The following is an 18,933-nucleotide window of genomic DNA, read 5'->3' on the forward strand; positions in this document are numbered from 1 at the left end:
GCTTACGCTCCTGCCGCTGCAGCCCTGCGATTGAACACAGGCAGCGACCCATCGGCACTGGTTTGGTAAGGGATGGTGAAGTCAGCAAAGGCGTTCAATGCGTCTTCCAGCGACTTGCCTTCCTTGATGTCGAATTGTGTGAAGCCGCAACGCGCCAGGTAAAAAAACTGGTCGCGCCACACGTCGCCGAATGCGCGAATTTCGCCTTTGAAGCCATAGCGTGTGCGCAGCAACACGGCGCCTGAATAACCCTGGCCGTACTTGAACACCGGGAAGTTGAATGCAATCAGTTTCAGTACATTCAAATCACCCTGCAACTGCTCGGGGTTGTCTTCAGGGTTCAGGTACACACCCAAATCGCCCGCTTGGGCGCGTGCAGTCAATTCTGCCTTGTTTGCTTCCCACACAGACAAGTGCACCAGCACTTTGCCTTCAGCGGGAACTGCCACAGGCGCCTCGGCGGTACCTGTTTCGACGATCACGAATTCATCGGCAACAATGGCGGCTGCACCGTTTATCGGTTTAACAATAATCTGTGACATTTATGCAGCCTCCTTGTTGGCATACACGTGGTCTTTGAAGGGCTCAGCACCAATGCGGTCGAGGGTGTCGATGAACAGTTCATCTTCATGACGCTCGCGCACATACACTTCCAGCAACTTCACAACCACACCGGGCACGTCTTTTTCATAGAAGGACTTTCCAATTACCTTGCCGATGGACGCATCGTTGCCCTGCCGGCCACCCAGCGTAACCTGGTACCACTCTTCACCGTTTTTATCGACACCCAAAATACCGATGTTGCCAATGTGGTGGTGGCCGCAAGAGTTGATACAACCTGAAATATTCAGGCTGAGGTCGCCAAGATCAAACTGATAGTCCAGGTTATCGACTGCTTCCTGAATACCCAAGGCGATCGGAATGGATTTGGCATTGGCCAGTGAACAGAAATCGCCACCGGGGCAGGCAATCATGTCGGAAACCAGACCAATATTGGGCATGGCCAAATTGTGTTCTTTCAGGGTGCTCCACAGCTCGAACAAGTCTTGCTCGGCCACATCAGACAACACAAAGTTTTGTTCGTGAGTCACGCGCAGTTCACCGAAAGAATACTGTTCGGCCAGGTCAGCGATCAGGTGCATTTCGTCCGTGGTGGCGTCGCCGGGTGCAATGCCAGGGCGCTTCAGTGAAATGCTGATGGCCACATAACCGGGCTGGCGATGTTCGCGTGCATTGCGAATCAGCCAACGGTCAAAGCCCACATGCTTGGCGCGCAAGCCACGGTTTTGCTCGGCGATGGTGGCCACTTGTTCAGCGCTGAATTGCTCGTAAGCAGGTGCGGTGAAGAAGGACGAAACACGGTCAAATTCTTTTTGCGGAATCACAGAAATGCCGCCCTTGATGTGCTGCCATTCTTCTTCAACCTGTTTGGCAAATTCTTCCGGTCCAATGGCGCGCACCAGGATTTTGATGCGGGCTTTGTACATGTTATCGCGGCGACCATAGCGGTTGTACACACGCATTACAGCTTCAATGTAGGTCAGCAGCTCCTGCCAGGGCAGGTTATTTTTGATGACAGAGCCAATTACGGGTGTACGGCCCAAACCACCACCGGCCAGCACCTGTGCAACCACTTCACCGGCAGCATTGCGGGTCAAGTTGACACCAATGTCATGCACTTGCACAGCGGCGCGATCTTCTGCTGCACCATTCACGGCAATTTTGAATTTGCGGGGCAGGTGGGCGAACTCAGGGTGGAAGGTGCTCCACTGGCGAATCAGTTCGCAAAATGGGCGTGGGTCAACAAACTCGTCTTTCGCAATACCCGCGAACGGATCGCTGGTTGTGTTGCGAATGCAGTTGCCACTGGTTTGAATGGCGTGCATTTCCACCTCAGCCAATTCAGCAAGAATGTCGGGAATGCTTTCCAGCGCTGGCCAGTTGTACTGAATGTTCTGGCGCGTGGTGAAGTGCGCGTAGTTGCGGTCGTATTTGGCTGAAATGTCGGCCAGCTTGTGCAACTGTTTTGCACCCAGCAATCCGTAAGGAATAGCCACGCGCAGCATGGGCGCATGGCGCTGAATGTACAGGCCGTTTTGCAGGCGCAGCGGGCGGAACTCTTCGTCGGTCAGCTCGCCTTTCAGGAAGCGCTCGGTCTGGTTGCGAAACTGAGCCACGCGTTCGCGTACAAGGGCGTGGTCGTAGTCGTCGTATTTGTACATTTACATCACCAATTTTGCGGCCACGGCGGTGAGGGTCGTGGCCAATACCCCGCGCAAGAACTTTTCAGGCACTGCGCGACTTAAATAACTACCAATTGTTATGCCGGGAATGGAGCCGATCAGCAAAGCGCCCAACAAACCAAAATCAACTGTGCCCAAGCTGAAGTGACCAAAAGCTGCAACAGCTGTCAGTGGCACTGCATAAGCGATATCAGTGCCTGCGATTTCAGAGGCCTTCAGGTGTGGGTACAACATGATCAGCACCATGGCGCCGATTGCACCCGCACCAATTGAGGACACGGTGACCAGCATGCCGATGACTGCGAATGCAACCACGGTCGCGATGGTACGCGTTTTATCTTGCAATTGGGCCTGCGGATGGTTTTGCAGCCAATGAACAATTTTTGTTTTGAAAATAAGGACGCCCACGGTCAGCATGACGCAAATGGAAATGGACCAGCGAATAAACACGTCAATCGGGCTGCCCTTGCCGGCATTTTGAATGTCCAGGCCGTGCAGGATTGCAATCGTAACCAGCGATGCCGGTACACTGCCCAAGCAGGCCAGCCCCACAATTTTCCAGTTGACTGTGTTGCGCAAGCGGTGAACAACAGTACCTGCACCCTTTGTAATGGCTGCGAATGCCAGGTCAGTGCCAACTGCGGTGGTGGCAGGAATGCCAAACAACACGGTCAGCAAGGGTGTCATCAAGGAGCCGCCCCCAACGCCGGTAAGGCCGACCAGAAGGCCGACCGCCAGGCCAGAAGCTACGTAGACTAAATTGATGTCGAAAGGCACGTGAAAGCTCGATGAAAATGGTTTTTTGGGACTTGAAGTGTAGGCGCTTCGCTTTATAATTCAAACGATAATATTTCCATTTATATATTCCTCAGTGGAATAAAGGGTTTTTATGAACTTGCATCAGCTCCGATTCGTTCGGGAAGCGGTTCGCCATGATTTCAGCCTGACCGATGCGGCCAAGGCGCTGTTTACCTCTCAGCCGGGTGTTTCGAAGGCGATCATCGAATTTGAAGAAGAGCTGGGCTTTCAGATTTTCAAGCGCCATGGCAAGCGCATCAAAGGTTTAACGCCACCTGGTGAATTGGTTTACCAAGCTTGCGAGCGCGTATTGGCCGAACTTGAGAACATCAAACGTGTGGGTGAAGAATTTGCAGCGCGTGAAAGCGGGCAGTTGACTGTGGCTGTGACCCACACACAGGCACGCTACGTTTTGCCGCAGGCGGTGGCTGCTTTCCGCAAGAAATTTCCGAAGGTCAAATTGATTCTGTTGCAGGGAACGCCCGAGCAACTGGCCCAGTGGGTGCGCAAAGACCAAGCTGACTTGGCTGTGGCCACCGAGGCCTTGGCCGATGAACCTGATTTGGTGACATTCCCCTGTTACGACTGGGGGCATATTGCGGTGGCGCCCACCGATTCACCATTGCTAAAACCTTTTGCATCGGGCGGGCGACAAATTGCGCTGGCCGATTTTGATCAAATGCCCGTCATTACCTACGAAACCCATTTTGCCGGGCGCAAGAAAATTGACGCTGCATTTCAAAAGGCTGGGGTCAATATTGACTTGGTGCTAGAAGCCATTGATGCAGACGTGATTAAAACCTATGTGGGCTTGGGTTTGGGCGTGGGCATTATTGCTGAGGTGGCTTTTGATGTTTTGAAAGACAAAGGCCTGATGGCTGTACCTGTGGACCATTTGTTTGGCCGCAACACCACTCGCATTGCCTTGCGGCAGGGGGTGTTCATGCGCACGCTAATGTATGAATTCATTGCGGTGTTTGCGCCGATGTTGACGCCGAAGCTGATAGACCGCGTGTTGGGCGGTGGGGATGCTTACGACATTTGATGCGGTGTGGTTGATTTGCTCGGAGCGCAGAGCCTGTCGCGACGGAAAATCTGTTGGCCCCAAGCTGAACCTCGCCTTGCCTGAAACCGCCCCTCGAAGAAAGCGGTCGGGGCGGCTTCTGCCCTGAAGGGCACCAGCCCGGCTTGGCACGCTTGGGCAGATTTTCCTGACTGTCGCAACAAGCACATGCGCACCCGATCAAACCTGTATGCTGCAGGCCGCACACTGCCGCACTCGACCAGCGCAAGGCCCGAATAGTGCAGCTGTGTAGCTTGCCACTAAGCTCGCATATGCCTGCGAACCACCTCAAAAACCCGCGATGTGTCTTGACTCTTCGGCCCACTTGCCACCAGTTCATCCAACAGTTCTGCCGTTTTAAACAACAGTGGCAAATGCAAACCCTGCTTCTTCGCCGCATCAGCCACCATGCGCACATCTTTCGCATGCAGATGCGCTTCAATTGAAACCGGATCCGTAAAGCCTTTCACCATGTGCGGACCAGCCCAGTCCAGCACCCGGCTGGCTGGCAAACCGGCCTGCAGCAACTCAAGTACTACACTCAATTCTGCACCTTGTTCCAGCGCGTAATTCATGGCTTCAGCAATGCCCACCAATTGAATGCACAAGGCCATTTGATTGGCCGCCTTAATCGCTTGCCCCGCGCCGGAAGGGCCCACATGTCGAATGGTTTTGCCCAAGTGTTTCAGCATGGGTTCAATCCGATTGAAGGCCGCCAAATCACCACCTGCCATCATGCTCAATGTTGCAGCACGTGCGCCTGCAGCACCGCCAGAAACAGGACAATCAATGTAATCAACACCGCGAGACTTCAATTGACGTGCAATATCAGCCACAGCCGCCGCGTCAATAGTGCTGAAGTCCACAATGATCGAACCGGGCTGTGCATGTTGCGCAATACCGCCATCGCGAAACAGCAGCGATTGAACATCAGCGGTGTTGGTCACATTCAAGGCGACCAGGCGGGTGCTTGCGCACAAGGCTTCAATGCTGGGTTGTGGAACAAGCGGGATGTCAGCCAGCGCCTCGAAGGTGGACGCATTTCTCGCCCAGGCCAGTACAGTGTAGCCCGCCTTGCAAAGGTGGCCTGCCATAGCGGCGCCCATGTTGCCAAGGCCAATAAAGCCGATTGTGTTGAGTGTTGGGGGTGTTGAGTTCATCCCCGGATTATAGTCAGCTTCAGTGGGTCTGCATGCTCGGGTTTTCAGCAATGTGCAGATCACTTAAGCGGCAATATTGCAACTCCCCGGTTTGAAGTTGAACCAGTACGGGGTGGCTGGTTGAAATCCAGCGACCAAATTCGGCAATGTTGTAGGCAATGACCGTGGCAGGTGCTGCGTTCAGCAGCACTTCAGCGCCCACCTTGAACAATTTCGCGGTTTGACGAAGCGTGCGCTTGCGCATCAGGGTTTGACCATCGGGGTAGCGCGGGCCAAATGAACCTGCGGCGTTGGAGTAGGCGATTGTGAGGGGCATTCTTGCCTCCAGGCTGGTGTGTACAACTTAGTTATACGGCACCAGCCTGAAAAGCAGTTTACCGAACATGGGGGGATAACCCGTTCAGTTTTTGCTGTGGTTTTTAGTGCGAAGGCAACAGCAACTGATTTTGAATCAGCATGAACAGTTCGCTGTTGGGGTCGGCAATGCTGTCGCAAATACTGAAATGATCTGCATTCACCTGCAAGGGTGGGTTTAGGCCCCAGTGTGATGCCAAGTAAGCGCTTTGCTCCTTGAACGCATCGGTTTCCTTCGTGCCAAATGCCAGGTGAACGGGAATGGTGGGCTTGGGCATCAAGGCCGGGCTTACCATGCGCGTGCGTTTCTGGTTCAGCTTCAGGTCTTTCTGAATGAACGGTGTGTGCACCAGTGGGCTGAGGTCGTAAATGCCTGAAATTGCGATGACGGACTTCACCACGTCTTGAGGCAGGTCGGAGGCCCACAGCGGCCAAAACGCCAGCGCGCTCATCACGCCCAAATGTCCTCCAGCCGAATGTCCACACACTACGATCTGGTTGGCATCAAAGCCAAAGCGGTCGGCCTGGCGATAAAGCCATTCAATGCCGCGCAGGGTTTGGCGAACACTGTCTTCAATGGTTACGCGGGGAATCAGGCCGTAGTTCAGCAGCGCCACCGAGTAGCCACGAGCCACATAAGGCTTGGCCAGAAAGGTAAAGTCGTATTTGTCGAGTGAACGCCAGTAACCGCCATGAATAAATATCAATAGCGGTTTGCCGGGTTTGCCAGGAATGACATCCACGGTTTCTGCTTCCGATTCGCCGAAATACTGATTCCAGAACCCGTCCAGATCAAAACGGGCGTAGCGGGACTGCTCAGCCCAGCGAGCAAAGGTTTTGGGGTGGTCGGGCAGGTAAGAGCGGACGTTGTACTGGCTCTCGAGCCAAGCCACGTCGGGCTGGTTCTCGCCACTTTGGGCTTTTGTGTCGGCCATATGGCAGTGCAAAAATGTGTGTTTGGGTTGTTAGGCAGAATAAATTCGTGACACAACATACCGTAAAGGGACCAAAAAGTCCAATTTTCGTGCCAATTTCGCAGTCGATTAAACACAATGGCAATAATTTTGTGCTTACAATGAAAAGTTCAGCGTTTCAGTCGAATGCTGGCCCAGCACGCAAGCGCAGCAAAGGCCACCACGGTGGCAGCCATGGGTAGCGAGGTGTCGTCGTGTACCACTGAGACAGCCCAGCTGGCCAACCCCCCCAAACCAAATTGCGCGCAACCATACAAGGCAGAGGCTGCCCCGGCATTTTTAGGGTGCTTGCCCAACAATTGCGCTGTGGTGTTGGGTGCCACAAAGCCCAGTGAACCCACACACAGTAAAAAGCCAGCCACCATCAGACCCAGATTCCAGCTGGCCGTGCCGGCACTCCAGGCGCTGACCAACACCATGAGGGCACCCAGCAACCCCAAGGCGGAGCCTGTTTTTACAAGTGGCGTAGTGCCCGTGCGTTTCACCAATCGCGTGGATGCATAGCCAAAACCAATCAGGGTCAATATGTTCGAGCCAAACAGCACCGCGTATGTTTTTTCACTCAAACCAAAAAACTCGATGTACACAAATGGCGTGCCCGTGATGTAGGCAAACATCGCAGCAAAGTGCGCGCCTCCCGCAATAATCAGCAGTCGGGCATCGCGCTGCTCCCATACGGTTCGATACCCCCTGAATGCATGGCCCAAAGAACTCTGGCTTCTAACCTTGCTCAGGGTTTCGGGCAGCAATGCATAAGCGGCCACGGTGCAGAGGGCCCCAAACAGGGCCAACGCCAGAAATTCATAGCGCCATGAACCCAGTTCCAGAATGTAGGCCCCGAGAAGTGGCGCAATCATGGGGGCCAGTGAGGTGACCATAGCGACCATGGCCATGACCCGGGCTGAATCGGTTTCGCCGAACAGGTCGCGAATCACGGCACGTGAAATAACCGCCGCGGCACCGCCACCAAAAGCCTGAATCAGTCTGAACACCAGGAGTTGTTCAATGGTTTGGGCCAACATGCAGGCCACACTGGCCAGTACGAACACGGTGGTACCGGCAAATATCATTCGCCTGCGGCCAAACCTGTCCGAAAGTGGTCCGTAAAACAGCATGCCCAAAGCAAACCCCGCCAGAAACACAGTCACAGTTTGTTGAACACGCCCTGCCGGAGCCTGCAGTTCCGCGCCAATTGCAGCGAGGCTTGGCAAATACAAATCAATTGCCAAGGGGGCGAATGCGGCCAAGGCAGCCAGCAAAAAAAACATGGGGCGCTTAATCACGAACAGACTTCCAGTGCGGAGAGATTGGGCATTGTACGCGTTGTGCGGTGGTTCATTGAGCAAACTAATTTGACAGACGACACGCACCAAATTATGGTCATATCCATGCCATGGCTGTTCTTATTCAGTTGCTTTCGTGGGGTGCTGCATGGAATTCACGTCGCTTGATCTTGCCCGAATCCAGTTCGCGGCCAATATTACTTTCCATATTTTGTTTCCAACTATCACCATTGGTTTGGGCTGGGTGATGTTTTACCTGCGATTGCAGCATGTGCGCACTGGCAAAACCGAGTGGGAGCAGGCCCATTATTTCTGGACGAAAATTTTTGCGCTGACTTTCGCCATGGGCGTTGTGTCGGGTATCACCATGAGCTTCCAGTTCGGCACCAACTGGCCTGGCTTCATGGAAAAAACCGGAAACATTTCCGGTCCCCTCCTGGGTTATGAGGTGCTGACTGCGTTCTTTCTGGAAGCCACTTTTTTGGGTGTGATGTTGTTTGGCAAACAACGGGTGTCGCCCAAGGTACATTTGTTGGCCACGTTTTTGGTGGCCTTTGGCACCACGCTTTCGGCCTTCTGGATTTTGGTGCTGAACAGCTGGATGCAAACCCCGCAGGGCTTCGAAATCATTGATGGCCAAATGCATGCCACCAATTGGCTGGAAATTATCTGGAATCCATCTTTTCCTTATCGCTTTACACACATGTTGCTGGCCAGCGGTTTGACTGTGTTCTTCGTGATTGCGGGCGGCAGCGCCCTTCAAATTTTGCGTAAGCGCGAAAAGCCGTTTACGCGTCACATGCTGAAATTGGGGGTTTATGGCGCAGCGGTGCTGATTCCCATCCAGATTTTTGTGGGTGATTTGCACGGTTTGAATACGCTGAAGCACCAGCCTGCCAAAGTGGCGGCCATGGAAGGCGTGTGGGAAACCGAGAGGGGTGCTCCATTGCTGTTGTTCGCCATTCCTGACAGCGAAGCGCGCACCAATCATTTTGAAATCGGTATTCCCAAAATGGCCAGTTTTATATTGACGCACGACTTCAATGGCGAGATCAAAGGGTTGAACGATTTCCTGAATACCCACCCGCCAGTGGGGCCCGTGTTTTATTCCTTTCGGGTCATGGTGGGCATGGGTGTGTTGATGTTGCTGGTTTCCTGGGCCTCGGTGTGGGCTTTCCGGAAAACTGGCCCGGTACTTGAAAACAAAACCCATCGACTTCTTCTGACCGCTTTGATGTTCATGATGTTCTCGGGTTGGGTGGCCACAGTGGCTGGTTGGTGGGTCACCGAGATTGGTCGGCAACCGTATGTGGTGTACGGCGTCTTGGGCACCGCTGACGTGGTGGCCCAGCATCCACCCCAGTTGTTGGCTTTTACGGTGTTGTTGTACATGGCCATGTACATCGGTTTGATCATCTCTTATGTGTGGGTGCTGCGGTACATGCTGTTGGGTGGTATTGGTTCATCCAAGAAAGTAAATTGGGGCGGGGTTCCACCCGCCACTACGCCTGCGGACAAACTTCGCCGTGAACAATAAAAGGGAGACTGTGCGATGACGTTCAACGAGTTTTTGCCGCTGTTGTTCATGGGCGTAATGGGTTTGTCCCTTTTGATTTACGTGGTGCTGGATGGTTACGATTTGGGCGTCGGCCTGTTGTTGCCCCATGCAACAGATGATGAAAAAGACACCATGATCAATTCAATCGGCCCGTTCTGGGATGCAAATGAAACCTGGTTGGTGCTGGGCGTGGGCGTATTGCTGGTCGCCTTTCCAAAAGCCCACGGTGTGGTGCTTACAGCCTTGTACCTGCCAGTCACTTTCATGCTTCTGGGCCTTGTGTTGAGGGGGGTAGCGTTTGATTTTCGCGTTAAAGTGGATGTGGCCTACAAGCCGCTGTGGAACCGGATTTTTTTCATCGGTTCACTGGTTACCTCGGTTTCGCAAGGCTGGATGCTGGGTAGTTACATCACGGGTTTTTCTAACCATTGGTCGCAACTGGTCTTCAACTTGGGTGTCGCCATCACCTTGCCTTTTGCTTACACCTTGTTGGCCAGCGGTTGGTTGATCATGAAAACTGAAGGCGGTTTGATCGAGAAGTCTCGCCGATGGGGGCGAATCAGTTTTTGGCCCATGTTGGCCTCCATCGCCTTTATTTCAGCCATGACACCGTTGGTTGTTCCTGAAATTTTTGACAAGTGGTTCAGCTTTCCCAACATTGTTGCCTTGGCACCCATTCCAATCGCGTCGGTGTTGTGCCTGTGGGGTATTCACCATGTGTTGAGCAGTCAGCGTTTGATGGATGCTGGCTATGGCTGGATGGTGTTCGCACTCACGGCGGGTGTCATGACTTTGGCCTTCATGGGCCTGGCTTACAGTCAATACCCTTACGTGGTCTTGAATCAGTTGACCGTGTGGGAGGCGGCTTCGTCACCTGAAGCATTGAAGATTATTCTGGTGGGTGTGGTGATCACTTTGCCAACTATCCTCGGGTACACTGCATTTTCTTACAAAGTGTTCTGGGGCAAGGCCAAAGAACTGTCTTATCAGTAAAACGCACCGAAGGAATTTGTTGAAATGAGCATCAGGCAACTGAGCAATGAGGTCGCAGTGTGCGGCCAAATCAGTCCGGAAGATTTGGAAGCAATTGCCGAACTGGGTTTTAAAACCATAGTGAATAATCGGCCCGACCATGAAGTGGGTGCCCAACTGGCCCACTCAGTAATTGAAGCCAAGGCGAAAAGCCTGGGCCTGGCCATTCACTATTTGCCGATGGAAGTGGGGCAACCCCCCTCAGAAGTGTTGCTTGAGGATTTCAAGCGAATTCTGGACGCAGCAGAAAAACCGGTGTTGGCGTATTGCCGCAGCGGCAACCGTTCTGGCCAAATTTACATGGGAGCCTGCGCACTGAAGTGAGCGGGTCTCTCGCGCTAGTGGTCTTTCCGATTGTCGGGTTGTTGCGCGGGCATGGCCATGGCCAGCTCGCGAATCATGCGCACGGTGTCAATATCGGCGGCGCGGTAAGCCTGTTTTCGAATTTCGTCGACATCGTGCGATGAAACCTCGGAGCCGCCTGCCGAGCTTGGTACATCGCTGACCTGGTATTGAAACCGCAACCACAGTTCACCTGACTCCGGTTCTTCAATTGAAATGGTCAATGTGCTGTCGCCACAAAACTGATTCGCTACAATGCGTGTCTCGGTGCGATCTTCTTCAATCAGCTCGATGGTGTCTTCAATTTGAAAGGGGCCATAATTCAGTACCCGGGCGAGCGTGGTGATATTGCCTTCCTGACTGGTTTGCATCACTTGCGCATCTTCAAGACCAAGTACGAAGCGTGTAGGTTTCCACGCGCGTGCAACCAAGCCAAACCAGAGTTGTTGCCGTGTTAACCAGTCAATGCCAGGCAAGCTCGGGTCGTTGATCTGCACCAAATGTTCAAATTTCATGAAGGGGGTCCTGTGATACACAGACAAGGTACTACAAAACGTTACTCCGATTCCACAAGCTTCAACGGGGTGGTTTATTTGGTTGAGGTGCCTTCCATGGAGGAAGGCGACATTCAGGCCCAAACCCGGGACCTGTTGAGCTGCCTTGAACGCACCATGGCTGGCGCAGGCACAGACAAAAGCCGTTTGTTGCTGGTTCAGGTTTACTTGACCAATATGGCCCGCGATTACGAGGGGTTCAACTCGGTTTGGGACGCTTGGTTGCCCGAGGGCGCTGCACCTTCACGCGCGTGTGTGGAAGTCAAAGGACTGGCCAAGCCAGGCTGGAAAGTGGAGCTCGTGGTGACGGCAGCGGTGAATCCGGATTTACTGGCTTAACAAACGCAGGCGTTGTTGAAGTACTCGCAAGTTGGTTTTTAAGTGCTCGATTGACTTTGCTGCGGGTAGCTGGTTTTGAGTCAACTGGTTTTCCAGTTGCTGAATAAAGTCAGCAAACGCAAGCTCCCCCACCAATTTGCAATGCCCTTTCAGCGTGTGCAGCGCTCGTTTGGCCTCAGGAAAGTTTTCGGCCAAAAGCTGTTTTTCGGTGTCATCTGCAAGTTGCGGAATTTCAGCCGCAATCATGTCGATGGTTGTTTTCAGCAATTCTTTGTCATGGTCAAAGTTTTGCATCGGAATTGGCGACACATTGAATTTCAGGCGTGCAAGCACGGCTTCAATGTCGCTGCGCTTGAATGGTTTTGAAATGTACTCGCGCATTCCCGCTGACATGCAGGCTTCCCGGGTGTCAGCAATCGCATCGGCAGTCAAACCAACAATAGGCAGATTCTTGTGTTGTGGTTTCGCAAGAATGGCACGGCATGCTTCAAGGCCGCCCATATTGGGCATGTGCATGTCCATAAACACCAAATCAAACTTCTCTTGGTCCACGGCCTGCAGTGCAGCCAGTCCATCGTCTGCAAAGCGGTAAGAAATACCAAGCTGGGTCAGCACATGAGAAATGAAGGTTTGGTTGACCATATTGTCTTCAGCCACCAAGACACGCAAGCCGGTGGAGGCGTGGCCAAACTCAGGCGCGGCAGGGGTGTTATTCAGAGTCATATTGACGGCCAGTGGTTCACTATCAGTGGTTTTTTGTTCTTCGACGATGGGTAACTCTAGTGTAAAGCTGAATTCACTGCCAACGCCCTCTTCAGACCAAAGATGGATCCGGCTATTCATCAATTCCAGCAAACGTTGGGTAATGGTTAAGCCCAGGCCAGTGCCACCATACTTGCGTGCTGTGCCTGGCTCAGCTTGAGAGAAGGCTTTGAAAATTTCGGTGCGAGCTGATTCAGAAATTCCCATTCCAGTGTCGCGCACCGCAAAATGAATTTTGCTTTTGGATTTTTGGGTTTTTTCTGTCCCTTGTTTCGTCTTAATCGTGAGACTGACTTGACCGTGCTGTGTAAATTTCAATGCATTGCTCAACAAGTTGTTCAGCACTTGCATAATCCGTGGGCAGTCGCCAAACAAGTAGTTCGGCACGTCAGGGTCAATGTCGAGCACAGTGGCGACATGCGGTTTGGCGTAAGCACTGGACACCATTTTCACCATCGCTTGCACATTGGGCCTTAGCTCGAAAGGTTGTGGGTCCATGTCAAGGCAGTTGGCATCAATCTTCGAGAAATCCAGAATGTCATTGACGACCCGCAGCAGGTGCTCGGCGCTGAGTTGAATCAACTCAAGATTGCGGCGGGGTTTTTCTGCCAGTGCGCTGTTGCTCAGGATAATTTCAGTCAAACCCAATATACCGTTCAAGGGCGTTCTGATTTCATGGCTCATGTTGGCCACAAATTGTGACTTCAGGTCATTGGATTTGTCGGCCTTCAATTTCGCAGCCTCCAGTGCCCGGTTCTTTTTTCTCAGTGTGACCGATGCCCAATTCAATGTGTGGTGCAACATGGCCAGCTCTCGCGAGGTGGGGGAGGTGGCCTGTTCAATGCCTTGGTCCTTCACCATTCGTTGTGCGAAATCGGTGAGTGCATTCAATTCTAGAATTGTTTTGCGAATGAACAGCCACAGAGCCAGTGCTGCTGGAAAAATGAGTATTACAGCGAGCAGAACGTTGCGTTCGATCAATTCTGACTGACGGGTTTGGAGCGGAGTCAAATCAAATTCGAGTACAACGTGACCAATCAAGCGCCCCGCCGATTCAATCGGTTCAATCACTGTCAGATAGCGTTCGTTGCTGAATAATTGGGTTTGTAAATCGCGCTTTGGTACATGCAAGCGGCCAACATCATATCGGGCCGACAAGCGTTGGGTGTCCGGATCGCGTAAAACTTGGGCCAGGACTTTTCCCTCGGCAGAAATCACAGTTGCTGAATACAGGTCTTTGAATTCATTTGCTTTCAGCAATAAGGTTTCAACGACTGCGAAGTCTTTTTCCAGCAAATGGCTGTTGCTTGACACAGCAATATTGAAAGCAAGGGCTGTGGCTTGTTGATTGAACACCCCTTGTAATTCATTGCGCTGGGTTTTGGTGTTGAACCAAGTGAATGCCAACGCCAGAGCCAGGACCAAGCCGATACCCAGCACCAACAGTTTGGTGCCGAGGCTGGGATGCGTAATGGTGTGAAAAGACGGTTTCAATTGGAAAGAAATGCCTCAAGTCCGAGGTTCTCAAGTGGTTTGTAATCTTTGGCGTAATCGGCCCGCACAGGGTTCGGCATTTGAATGTCTTCCCCCACTTGTTTGTGCGTTTTGATGTACCCAAGAACGGCGGCCGCAATGGCCTCACGAGTGGAGGCGTCAACTCGTGGATGCGCTGCAATAGGGTGCGGTGGGGCAGGTGGTGTTTCATAAATTACTTTGACTTTCTGCTGAAGTTCGGGCGTTTCAGCCAACAGTGTGGCATTAACCATACCGCCTGCTTGCCCCTCTCCTCGGACCACTCCACGGATGACATTGGGGTGAGTCTTCACATATTGGGTGGTAAATTCCAGACCCTTCTCGCGCTTTAGCAAGGCGCGCATATAAAGTGATGCACCAAAGGCGTTGGGTGAGGGAAACAACAGGGTTTTGCCGTTTAGATCGCTGAGATTTTTAATGCCATCGGGGGCGCCGTTGTTGGCAGTAATCAGGATACCGGTCAAGGGTTTGCTGTCTCGAATCAGCGGTGTATAGCCCTGTGCCTTCTTGGCCATCACCATGTGATAGGGGTTACAGTAAATCAGTTCGGCTTGCCCGGCTTTGAACTGATTCTCAAACTCGGTGATGTCTTTTGCAAAAACAAGTTCGATTTCCGGGAGTCCGTCTTTTTTCAAACCATCCAGCAGTTTGCTCCAGGTGGCGTGAATTTCTGTGGCTGGAAATTGTGGAACAACCAGCAGACGAAGGGTTGAATTCTTTTCGGCGCTGTACGCAAATTGCCCGCCAGTCAAGGCAAACAGTGTGACAATACAGAGCAATATCTCGCGAAAGTTGAAAGCTGGCATGATGTGTAAATGTTAAATTTATCGTCGATTAATATTTTAATATTTGTTGGCCCCATCAAATCATGAAAACAAGCATTGATTTACCCTGTATTTCAAAGGTGCTGAATGGTTAATCCCGTGTTGTTGGAATCCGCACGAGCGGTGGGCGTATTTGATTCAGGCGTGGGTGGTTTGTCGGTTTTGAAGGCGATGTTGAATTACTTGCCAGCAGAGCGCTTTCGATTCGTGGCCGACGAACGTTATTTGCCCTATGGCGACAAGCCGCAGCATGAAATTACAGACCGTGTATTAACCCTGTCCAATTGGCTGCGCAATCAGGAGTGCAAAGCCATGGTTATGGCCTGCAATACTGCCACTGCTGCAGGCGCCAATCAGGCCCGGGCGGCACATGCAAATTGGCCGATTGTGGGAATCGAGCCCGCCGTCAAACCTGCCAGTATGCTGACCAAAACCGGTGTGGTGGGTATTTTGGCAACCACCAACACGGTGGCCAGCGAGCGGTTCAAGGGCTTGGTTGAAAGATTTGATCCTTTGGCGAAGGTGATTGCACACCCGTGCCCTGGGCTGGTTGAACTGATCGAACAATCGCCCATGCCCGAGCCAGCGATTGAGGCCCTGTTAAAGCCTGTGTTGGCCGAGCTGCTTCAAAAAAATGCAGACGTTATTGTATTGGGCTGCACACACTACCCCTTTGTTGCACACCTCATTTCCAAATTGGCTGGCCCGGACGTAACAGTCATAGAAACTGGTTTGCCGGTGGCCAAACAGTTGAAAACCCGTCTGGAGAGCGAGGGCCTGCTGAATATGGGCGAGGCACATTTACCCATGATTGAGCGAGTGAGTTTTTTCACGACCGGTCAACCCGAGGCTTTCAAGACAAAATTGGTGAATTTGTTGGGCACCGATTGGCTTCAGGTCAAGGTGCAGCAACTGGACATCTAGATTGCGCTTTTAGCCTGCTGCGAGCATCTGCGCCACTTGCACAAATTGCTCAGGCGCAATTTCCTCGGCACGTGCGGTGAGTGCTATGCCTGCGGCGCTTGCGATATGTTCGGGCACCACATTGGCCCAAGTGTTGCGCAACATTTTGCGGCGTTGTGAAAACGCAGTGCTGACTACTCGGCTAAAAATTTCACCCGGAATTGCAGCGCGTTCCTGGGCCTGTTTTGGCACCATTCGAACAATCGCGGACATGACGCGGGGTGGTGGGTCGAAGCACTCGGGCGGCACATCGAACAAATGGTCCATGTCGTAGTAGGCTTGCAGCATCACCGATAACCTGCCGTAGTCGCTGGTTTTTGGGGCCGCTACCATGCGGTCAATGACTTCTTTTTGCAGCATGAAGTGCTGGTCGATCACCTGGTCTGCCACTTCAAGTAAAGCAAATAAAATGGGTGAGGAGATGTTGTAAGGCAAATTGCCCACCACGCGAAAAGGCGCAGGAAGTTGCCTGAAGTCAAATTTCAGCACGTCCACTTCGTGAACGGTGAGTTTGTCCTTCCAGTTCCCGGTGCGAAGCTTTTCTGCCAGGTCCCGGTCAATTTCGATCACCTGCAGGTGATTCACTGCCTTAAGCAGCCAAAATGTGAGTGCACCCAAGCCTGGGCCAATTTCAACCAGCGTGTCGTCTGCACGAGGTCGCATCTCGCCGATCAGGTTTGACAGCACACTTTGATCGGTTAAAAAGTGTTGGCCAAATCGTTTTTTAGCTTGGTGTTTCATTGCGCGTTCCTGCGGCAAAGGTCCATGTGGTGCGCGCATTCTATCGCTTCATTCAGGCTGCCCGCATCCATGTTGCGGGTACCGGCCAAGTCAAGTGCGGTGCCATGGTCCACCGAGGTTCGTACAATGGGCAAACCCAGTGACACATTCACGCCTTGCCCAAAACTGGCATGCTTCAGTACGGGCAAGCCCTGGTCGTGAAACATGGCCAAAACTGCATCGCTGTTTTGCAGGTATTTGGGCTGAAACAGGGTGTCGGCAGGGAAGGGGCCTTGCACATCGTGTCCCCTGGCCTGCAGAGCTTTGATGGTTGGCGTGATGGTGTCAATTTCCTCACGTCCGAGGTCGCCTGATTCGCCGGCGTGTGGATTTAGCCCTGTCACCAGAATTCTCGGTTTCGGCAAACTCCAGTACAGGCTTAAATCGTGCAGCATGATTTCAAGCGTACGGGTGAGGCTGCTCCGGGTAATTGCTTCAGGCACCTTGGCCAGTGGAATGTGGGTAGTCGCCAGTGCAACCTTCATTTGACCACCTATCAGCATCATGACGACATCGCCTTGCCCGCAGCGCTCAGCCAGGTACTCGGTGTGCCCCATGAAACCTGGCCAGTGCGGGCTGATTGCTGATTTTTGAATGGGTGCTGTCACCATGGCCGCTGCGGTTCCATTTTGGCATGCATCGCAGGCCATGTTGAGCAGACCCAGCACGTAGGGTGCGTTGGCCGGGTTGGGTTGACCGGTGATGCAGGGCGTTGAAAGCGGGTGGTCAAGCAGAAAGTAGCCGGGGGCTTCAGGTTCGCCGGTGGCAATATCCCGCAACGAGTTGATGCGTTGCCATTTGGGTTCTATGCCCGCATTTTTTGCGCGGGTTTCGAGCAAATCAGCATCACCAAGAATGACCAGCGAACGATTCAGCCGCTTGGCTTGGCTGGTTTCGGCCAATAAAGCACACAGTTCTGGCCCGATCCCGGCGGGTTCACCGCTGGTGATCAGGATCGGGAGATTTGTGGCCGTGCTCATGCCCCGTGCATCAAAGGCGAATTTCAATGAAGGTGGCGTCGCGCAGTTGGCGCAACCATTCTTGATAGCTTTCCTCGGATTTGTTGGCGCGAATAGCCTGACGTGCAGCCTGGCGCTGGCGCTCTTCAGAGGCCGCCTGTTGGCGACGTTCTACCACTTGAATAATGTGGAAACCAAAGCGGCTTTGAAACACCGGGCTTACACCCCCGATGCCAAGCTGATTCATCTCTCGTTCAAATTCCGGCACTGTGTCGCCTGGGTACAACCAGCCCAAATCGCCGCCCTTTGAAGCAGAACCGTCTTGCGAGTATCGCTTGGCCAACGTATCAAAGGTCGCAGCGCCACCTTGCAGTTGTTCCAGTGCAAAATTTAGCCGGCGTCGGGCTTCCGCTTCGGTAATGTCAGGGCCTGGGCGGATCAGGATGTGTCGCGCCCGGGTTTGAGTCACTGGTGTGCTGTCCAGCGCGGCGCCACTCTCACGACGCTCGAGTACTTTCAACACGTGAAATCCGTTGGGGCTGCGAATGGTTTGTACTGCATTCAATTGCGCCTTGGACAGGAATTCGCTAAACAGGGTGGGCACGGCATCAAAACCGGACCAACCCATTTGCCCTGTGCCGTCAATCGCCAGCTCGGGATTGGTTTGCACAATGGCTTCCACTGTTTTTCCGTCTTTCAGGGCCTTTTCAATTGCTTCAACCTTGCCTCTAGCCTGGTTGAGCGTTGCACCGCTGGCATCACTGGGGGCTTTGACCAGCAACTGCACCCAGTTCACTTCAGGTTGGTTGGGGGCCGCGCCACCCTTGGTTCGGGCAGCCAGGTAATTCTGAATTTCTGCATCTGACACTTGAATTCGGGCTTCTACCTCTCGCTCGCGCAGGCGTCCCAAGGTAATTTCGCTGCGTACCTCTTCACGAAAGCGGGCGGGCGAAACTCCTTCTTCTTGAAGCCGTGCCAAAAAGTCTTCCAGAGACAAACCGTTTTGGTCCGCAACACGAGCCATGGCAGCCTCAATTTGAGCTTCTTCAATCCGGATGCCCACTTCTTCTGCTTTCTGAAGTTGCGCCCGGTCCATCACCATGCGGTCAAGCACCTGTTTGCGCAATTCGATCCGATCGGGCAAGGGCGCGCCGCGGCGACTCATTTGGCGTTCAATCAGGGCCACCTGCCTGTTCAACTCGCTGCGGGTAATGATGTCGGTGTTCACCACCGCAACAATGCCATCGATTGCTGCTGCGCCGGAACCGTTGCTGGCCCCGAGTTCGGAACTCAGCTTACCCGCTGGCAAATTGGAGGTTGGTGCTTTGACACCCTGCGCCTGCGCATGGCTCATGGCCGCCAAGGCGGAGATCGCGAATAACCAGTGTTGAATGTGCTTCATGTTCATAACT

At 53.0% G+C, this 18,933-nt stretch carries 19 protein-coding genes; 6 read left to right on the forward strand and 13 right to left on the reverse strand.

Translation table 11 applies throughout. The annotated features are described in order from the left end of the window. Nucleotides 1-2 precede the first annotated feature (2 nt). From LMED105_RS12890 to LMED105_RS12900, 3 genes are read right to left on the reverse strand one after another with little or no spacing between them, the layout of a single operon-like run. Nucleotides 3-542: a DUF934 domain-containing protein gene (locus LMED105_RS12890; RefSeq protein ID WP_008252043.1), complete on the reverse strand. Its 540-nt coding sequence runs from the start codon at nucleotides 540-542 to the stop codon at nucleotides 3-5. Further along, entirely contained in the window at nucleotides 543-2,222 is a 1,680-nt protein-coding gene (locus LMED105_RS12895; protein ID WP_008252045.1) for a nitrite/sulfite reductase, read from the reverse strand. Beyond that, nucleotides 2,223-3,020: a sulfite exporter TauE/SafE family protein gene (locus LMED105_RS12900; protein ID WP_008252047.1), complete on the reverse strand. Its 798-nt coding sequence runs from the start codon at nucleotides 3,018-3,020 to the stop codon at nucleotides 2,223-2,225. Between the two features lie 112 nt (nucleotides 3,021-3,132). On the opposite strand from LMED105_RS12900, the gene LMED105_RS12905 reads away from it, so the two are divergent. Beyond that, entirely contained in the window at nucleotides 3,133-4,086 is a 954-nt protein-coding gene (locus LMED105_RS12905) for a CysB family HTH-type transcriptional regulator (RefSeq protein WP_008252049.1), read from the forward strand. Nucleotides 4,087-4,364: 278 nt separating this feature from the next. On the opposite strand, the gene LMED105_RS12910 is transcribed toward LMED105_RS12905, so the two are convergent. The 4 genes from LMED105_RS12910 to LMED105_RS12925 form a co-directional block, all read right to left on the reverse strand. Next, nucleotides 4,365-5,264, reverse strand: coding sequence for an NAD(P)-dependent oxidoreductase (locus LMED105_RS12910; RefSeq protein ID WP_008252051.1), 900 nt, complete (start codon nucleotides 5,262-5,264; stop codon nucleotides 4,365-4,367). Nucleotides 5,265-5,283: 19 nt separating this feature from the next. Then, a complete protein-coding gene (locus LMED105_RS12915; protein WP_008252053.1) occupies nucleotides 5,284-5,580 on the reverse strand; it encodes a hypothetical protein in 297 nt (98 codons plus the stop codon). Nucleotides 5,581-5,683: 103 nt separating this feature from the next. Then, nucleotides 5,684-6,553 (reverse strand): alpha/beta hydrolase, encoded by an 870-nt coding sequence (locus LMED105_RS12920; RefSeq protein ID WP_008252055.1) that lies wholly within the window; start codon nucleotides 6,551-6,553, stop codon nucleotides 5,684-5,686. Nucleotides 6,554-6,702: 149 nt separating this feature from the next. Further along, complete coding sequence (locus LMED105_RS12925) at nucleotides 6,703-7,875, reverse strand: multidrug effflux MFS transporter (RefSeq protein ID WP_156799697.1); 1,173 nt, start codon at nucleotides 7,873-7,875, stop codon at nucleotides 6,703-6,705. A 148-nt stretch (nucleotides 7,876-8,023) separates the two neighbouring features. Here LMED105_RS12925 and LMED105_RS12930 point away from each other — a divergent pair, with 148 nt between their 5' ends. Genes LMED105_RS12930 through LMED105_RS12940 form a run of 3 tightly spaced genes read left to right on the forward strand, consistent with a single transcriptional unit; the run spans nucleotide 8,024 to nucleotide 10,789 of the window. Then, nucleotides 8,024-9,412 (forward strand): cytochrome ubiquinol oxidase subunit I, encoded by a 1,389-nt coding sequence (locus tag LMED105_RS12930; protein WP_008252058.1) that lies wholly within the window; start codon nucleotides 8,024-8,026, stop codon nucleotides 9,410-9,412. Between the two features lie 15 nt (nucleotides 9,413-9,427). Beyond that, nucleotides 9,428-10,426: a cytochrome d ubiquinol oxidase subunit II gene (locus tag LMED105_RS12935; protein ID WP_008252060.1), complete on the forward strand. Its 999-nt coding sequence runs from the start codon at nucleotides 9,428-9,430 to the stop codon at nucleotides 10,424-10,426. Between the two features lie 24 nt (nucleotides 10,427-10,450). Further along, the gene (locus LMED105_RS12940) at nucleotides 10,451-10,789 is read left to right on the forward strand and encodes a TIGR01244 family sulfur transferase (protein WP_008252062.1); all 339 of its coding nucleotides are present in this window, start codon (nucleotides 10,451-10,453) and stop codon (nucleotides 10,787-10,789) included. 14 nt (nucleotides 10,790-10,803) lie between these two features. Here the strand turns inward: LMED105_RS12940 and LMED105_RS12945 are convergent, their stop codons facing one another. After that, nucleotides 10,804-11,322, reverse strand: coding sequence for an SRPBCC family protein (locus tag LMED105_RS12945; protein ID WP_008252064.1), 519 nt, complete (start codon nucleotides 11,320-11,322; stop codon nucleotides 10,804-10,806). A gap of 12 nt (nucleotides 11,323-11,334) precedes the next feature. Between LMED105_RS12945 and LMED105_RS12950 the strand changes: the two genes are divergently transcribed. After that, nucleotides 11,335-11,700, forward strand: coding sequence for a RidA family protein (locus LMED105_RS12950; RefSeq protein WP_232222757.1), 366 nt, complete (start codon nucleotides 11,335-11,337; stop codon nucleotides 11,698-11,700). Here the strand turns inward: LMED105_RS12950 and LMED105_RS16480 are convergent. Then, nucleotides 11,689-13,956, reverse strand: a complete 2,268-nt coding sequence (locus tag LMED105_RS16480; protein ID WP_008252068.1) for a response regulator — start codon at nucleotides 13,954-13,956, stop codon at nucleotides 11,689-11,691. The two genes, LMED105_RS12950 and LMED105_RS16480, sit on opposite strands and share 12 nt — an antisense overlap. Then, on the reverse strand, nucleotides 13,953-14,801 hold the full coding sequence (locus LMED105_RS12960; RefSeq protein WP_008252070.1) for a phosphate/phosphite/phosphonate ABC transporter substrate-binding protein: 849 nt from the start codon (nucleotides 14,799-14,801) through the stop codon (nucleotides 13,953-13,955). Before LMED105_RS12960 ends, LMED105_RS16480 begins: the two co-directional genes overlap by 4 nt. A 105-nt stretch (nucleotides 14,802-14,906) precedes the next feature. On the opposite strand from LMED105_RS12960, the gene murI reads away from it, so the two are divergent. Next, the gene (gene murI, locus LMED105_RS12965) at nucleotides 14,907-15,743 is read left to right on the forward strand and encodes a glutamate racemase (protein ID WP_008252072.1); all 837 of its coding nucleotides are present in this window, start codon (nucleotides 14,907-14,909) and stop codon (nucleotides 15,741-15,743) included. Between the two features lie 9 nt (nucleotides 15,744-15,752). Here murI and rsmA read toward each other — a convergent pair whose 3' ends face one another. From rsmA to LMED105_RS12980, 3 genes are read right to left on the reverse strand one after another with little or no spacing between them, the layout of a single operon-like run. After that, complete coding sequence (rsmA, locus tag LMED105_RS12970) at nucleotides 15,753-16,523, reverse strand: 16S rRNA (adenine(1518)-N(6)/adenine(1519)-N(6))-dimethyltransferase RsmA (RefSeq protein ID WP_008252073.1); 771 nt, start codon at nucleotides 16,521-16,523, stop codon at nucleotides 15,753-15,755. Next, nucleotides 16,520-17,542 carry a 4-hydroxythreonine-4-phosphate dehydrogenase PdxA gene (gene pdxA / locus LMED105_RS12975; protein WP_008252075.1) on the reverse strand — a complete coding sequence of 341 codons (1,023 nt, stop codon included), beginning with the start codon at nucleotides 17,540-17,542 and terminating at the stop codon, nucleotides 16,520-16,522. The genes rsmA and pdxA overlap by 4 nt, the downstream gene beginning before the upstream one ends. A 10-nt stretch (nucleotides 17,543-17,552) precedes the next feature. Continuing rightward, nucleotides 17,553-18,923, reverse strand: coding sequence for a peptidylprolyl isomerase (locus LMED105_RS12980; RefSeq protein ID WP_008252076.1), 1,371 nt, complete (start codon nucleotides 18,921-18,923; stop codon nucleotides 17,553-17,555). Between the last annotated feature and the right edge of the window lie 10 nt (nucleotides 18,924-18,933).

This window comes from Limnobacter sp. MED105 (assembly GCF_000170915.1).
Taxonomy (GTDB): Bacteria; Pseudomonadota; Gammaproteobacteria; order Burkholderiales; family Burkholderiaceae_B; genus Limnobacter.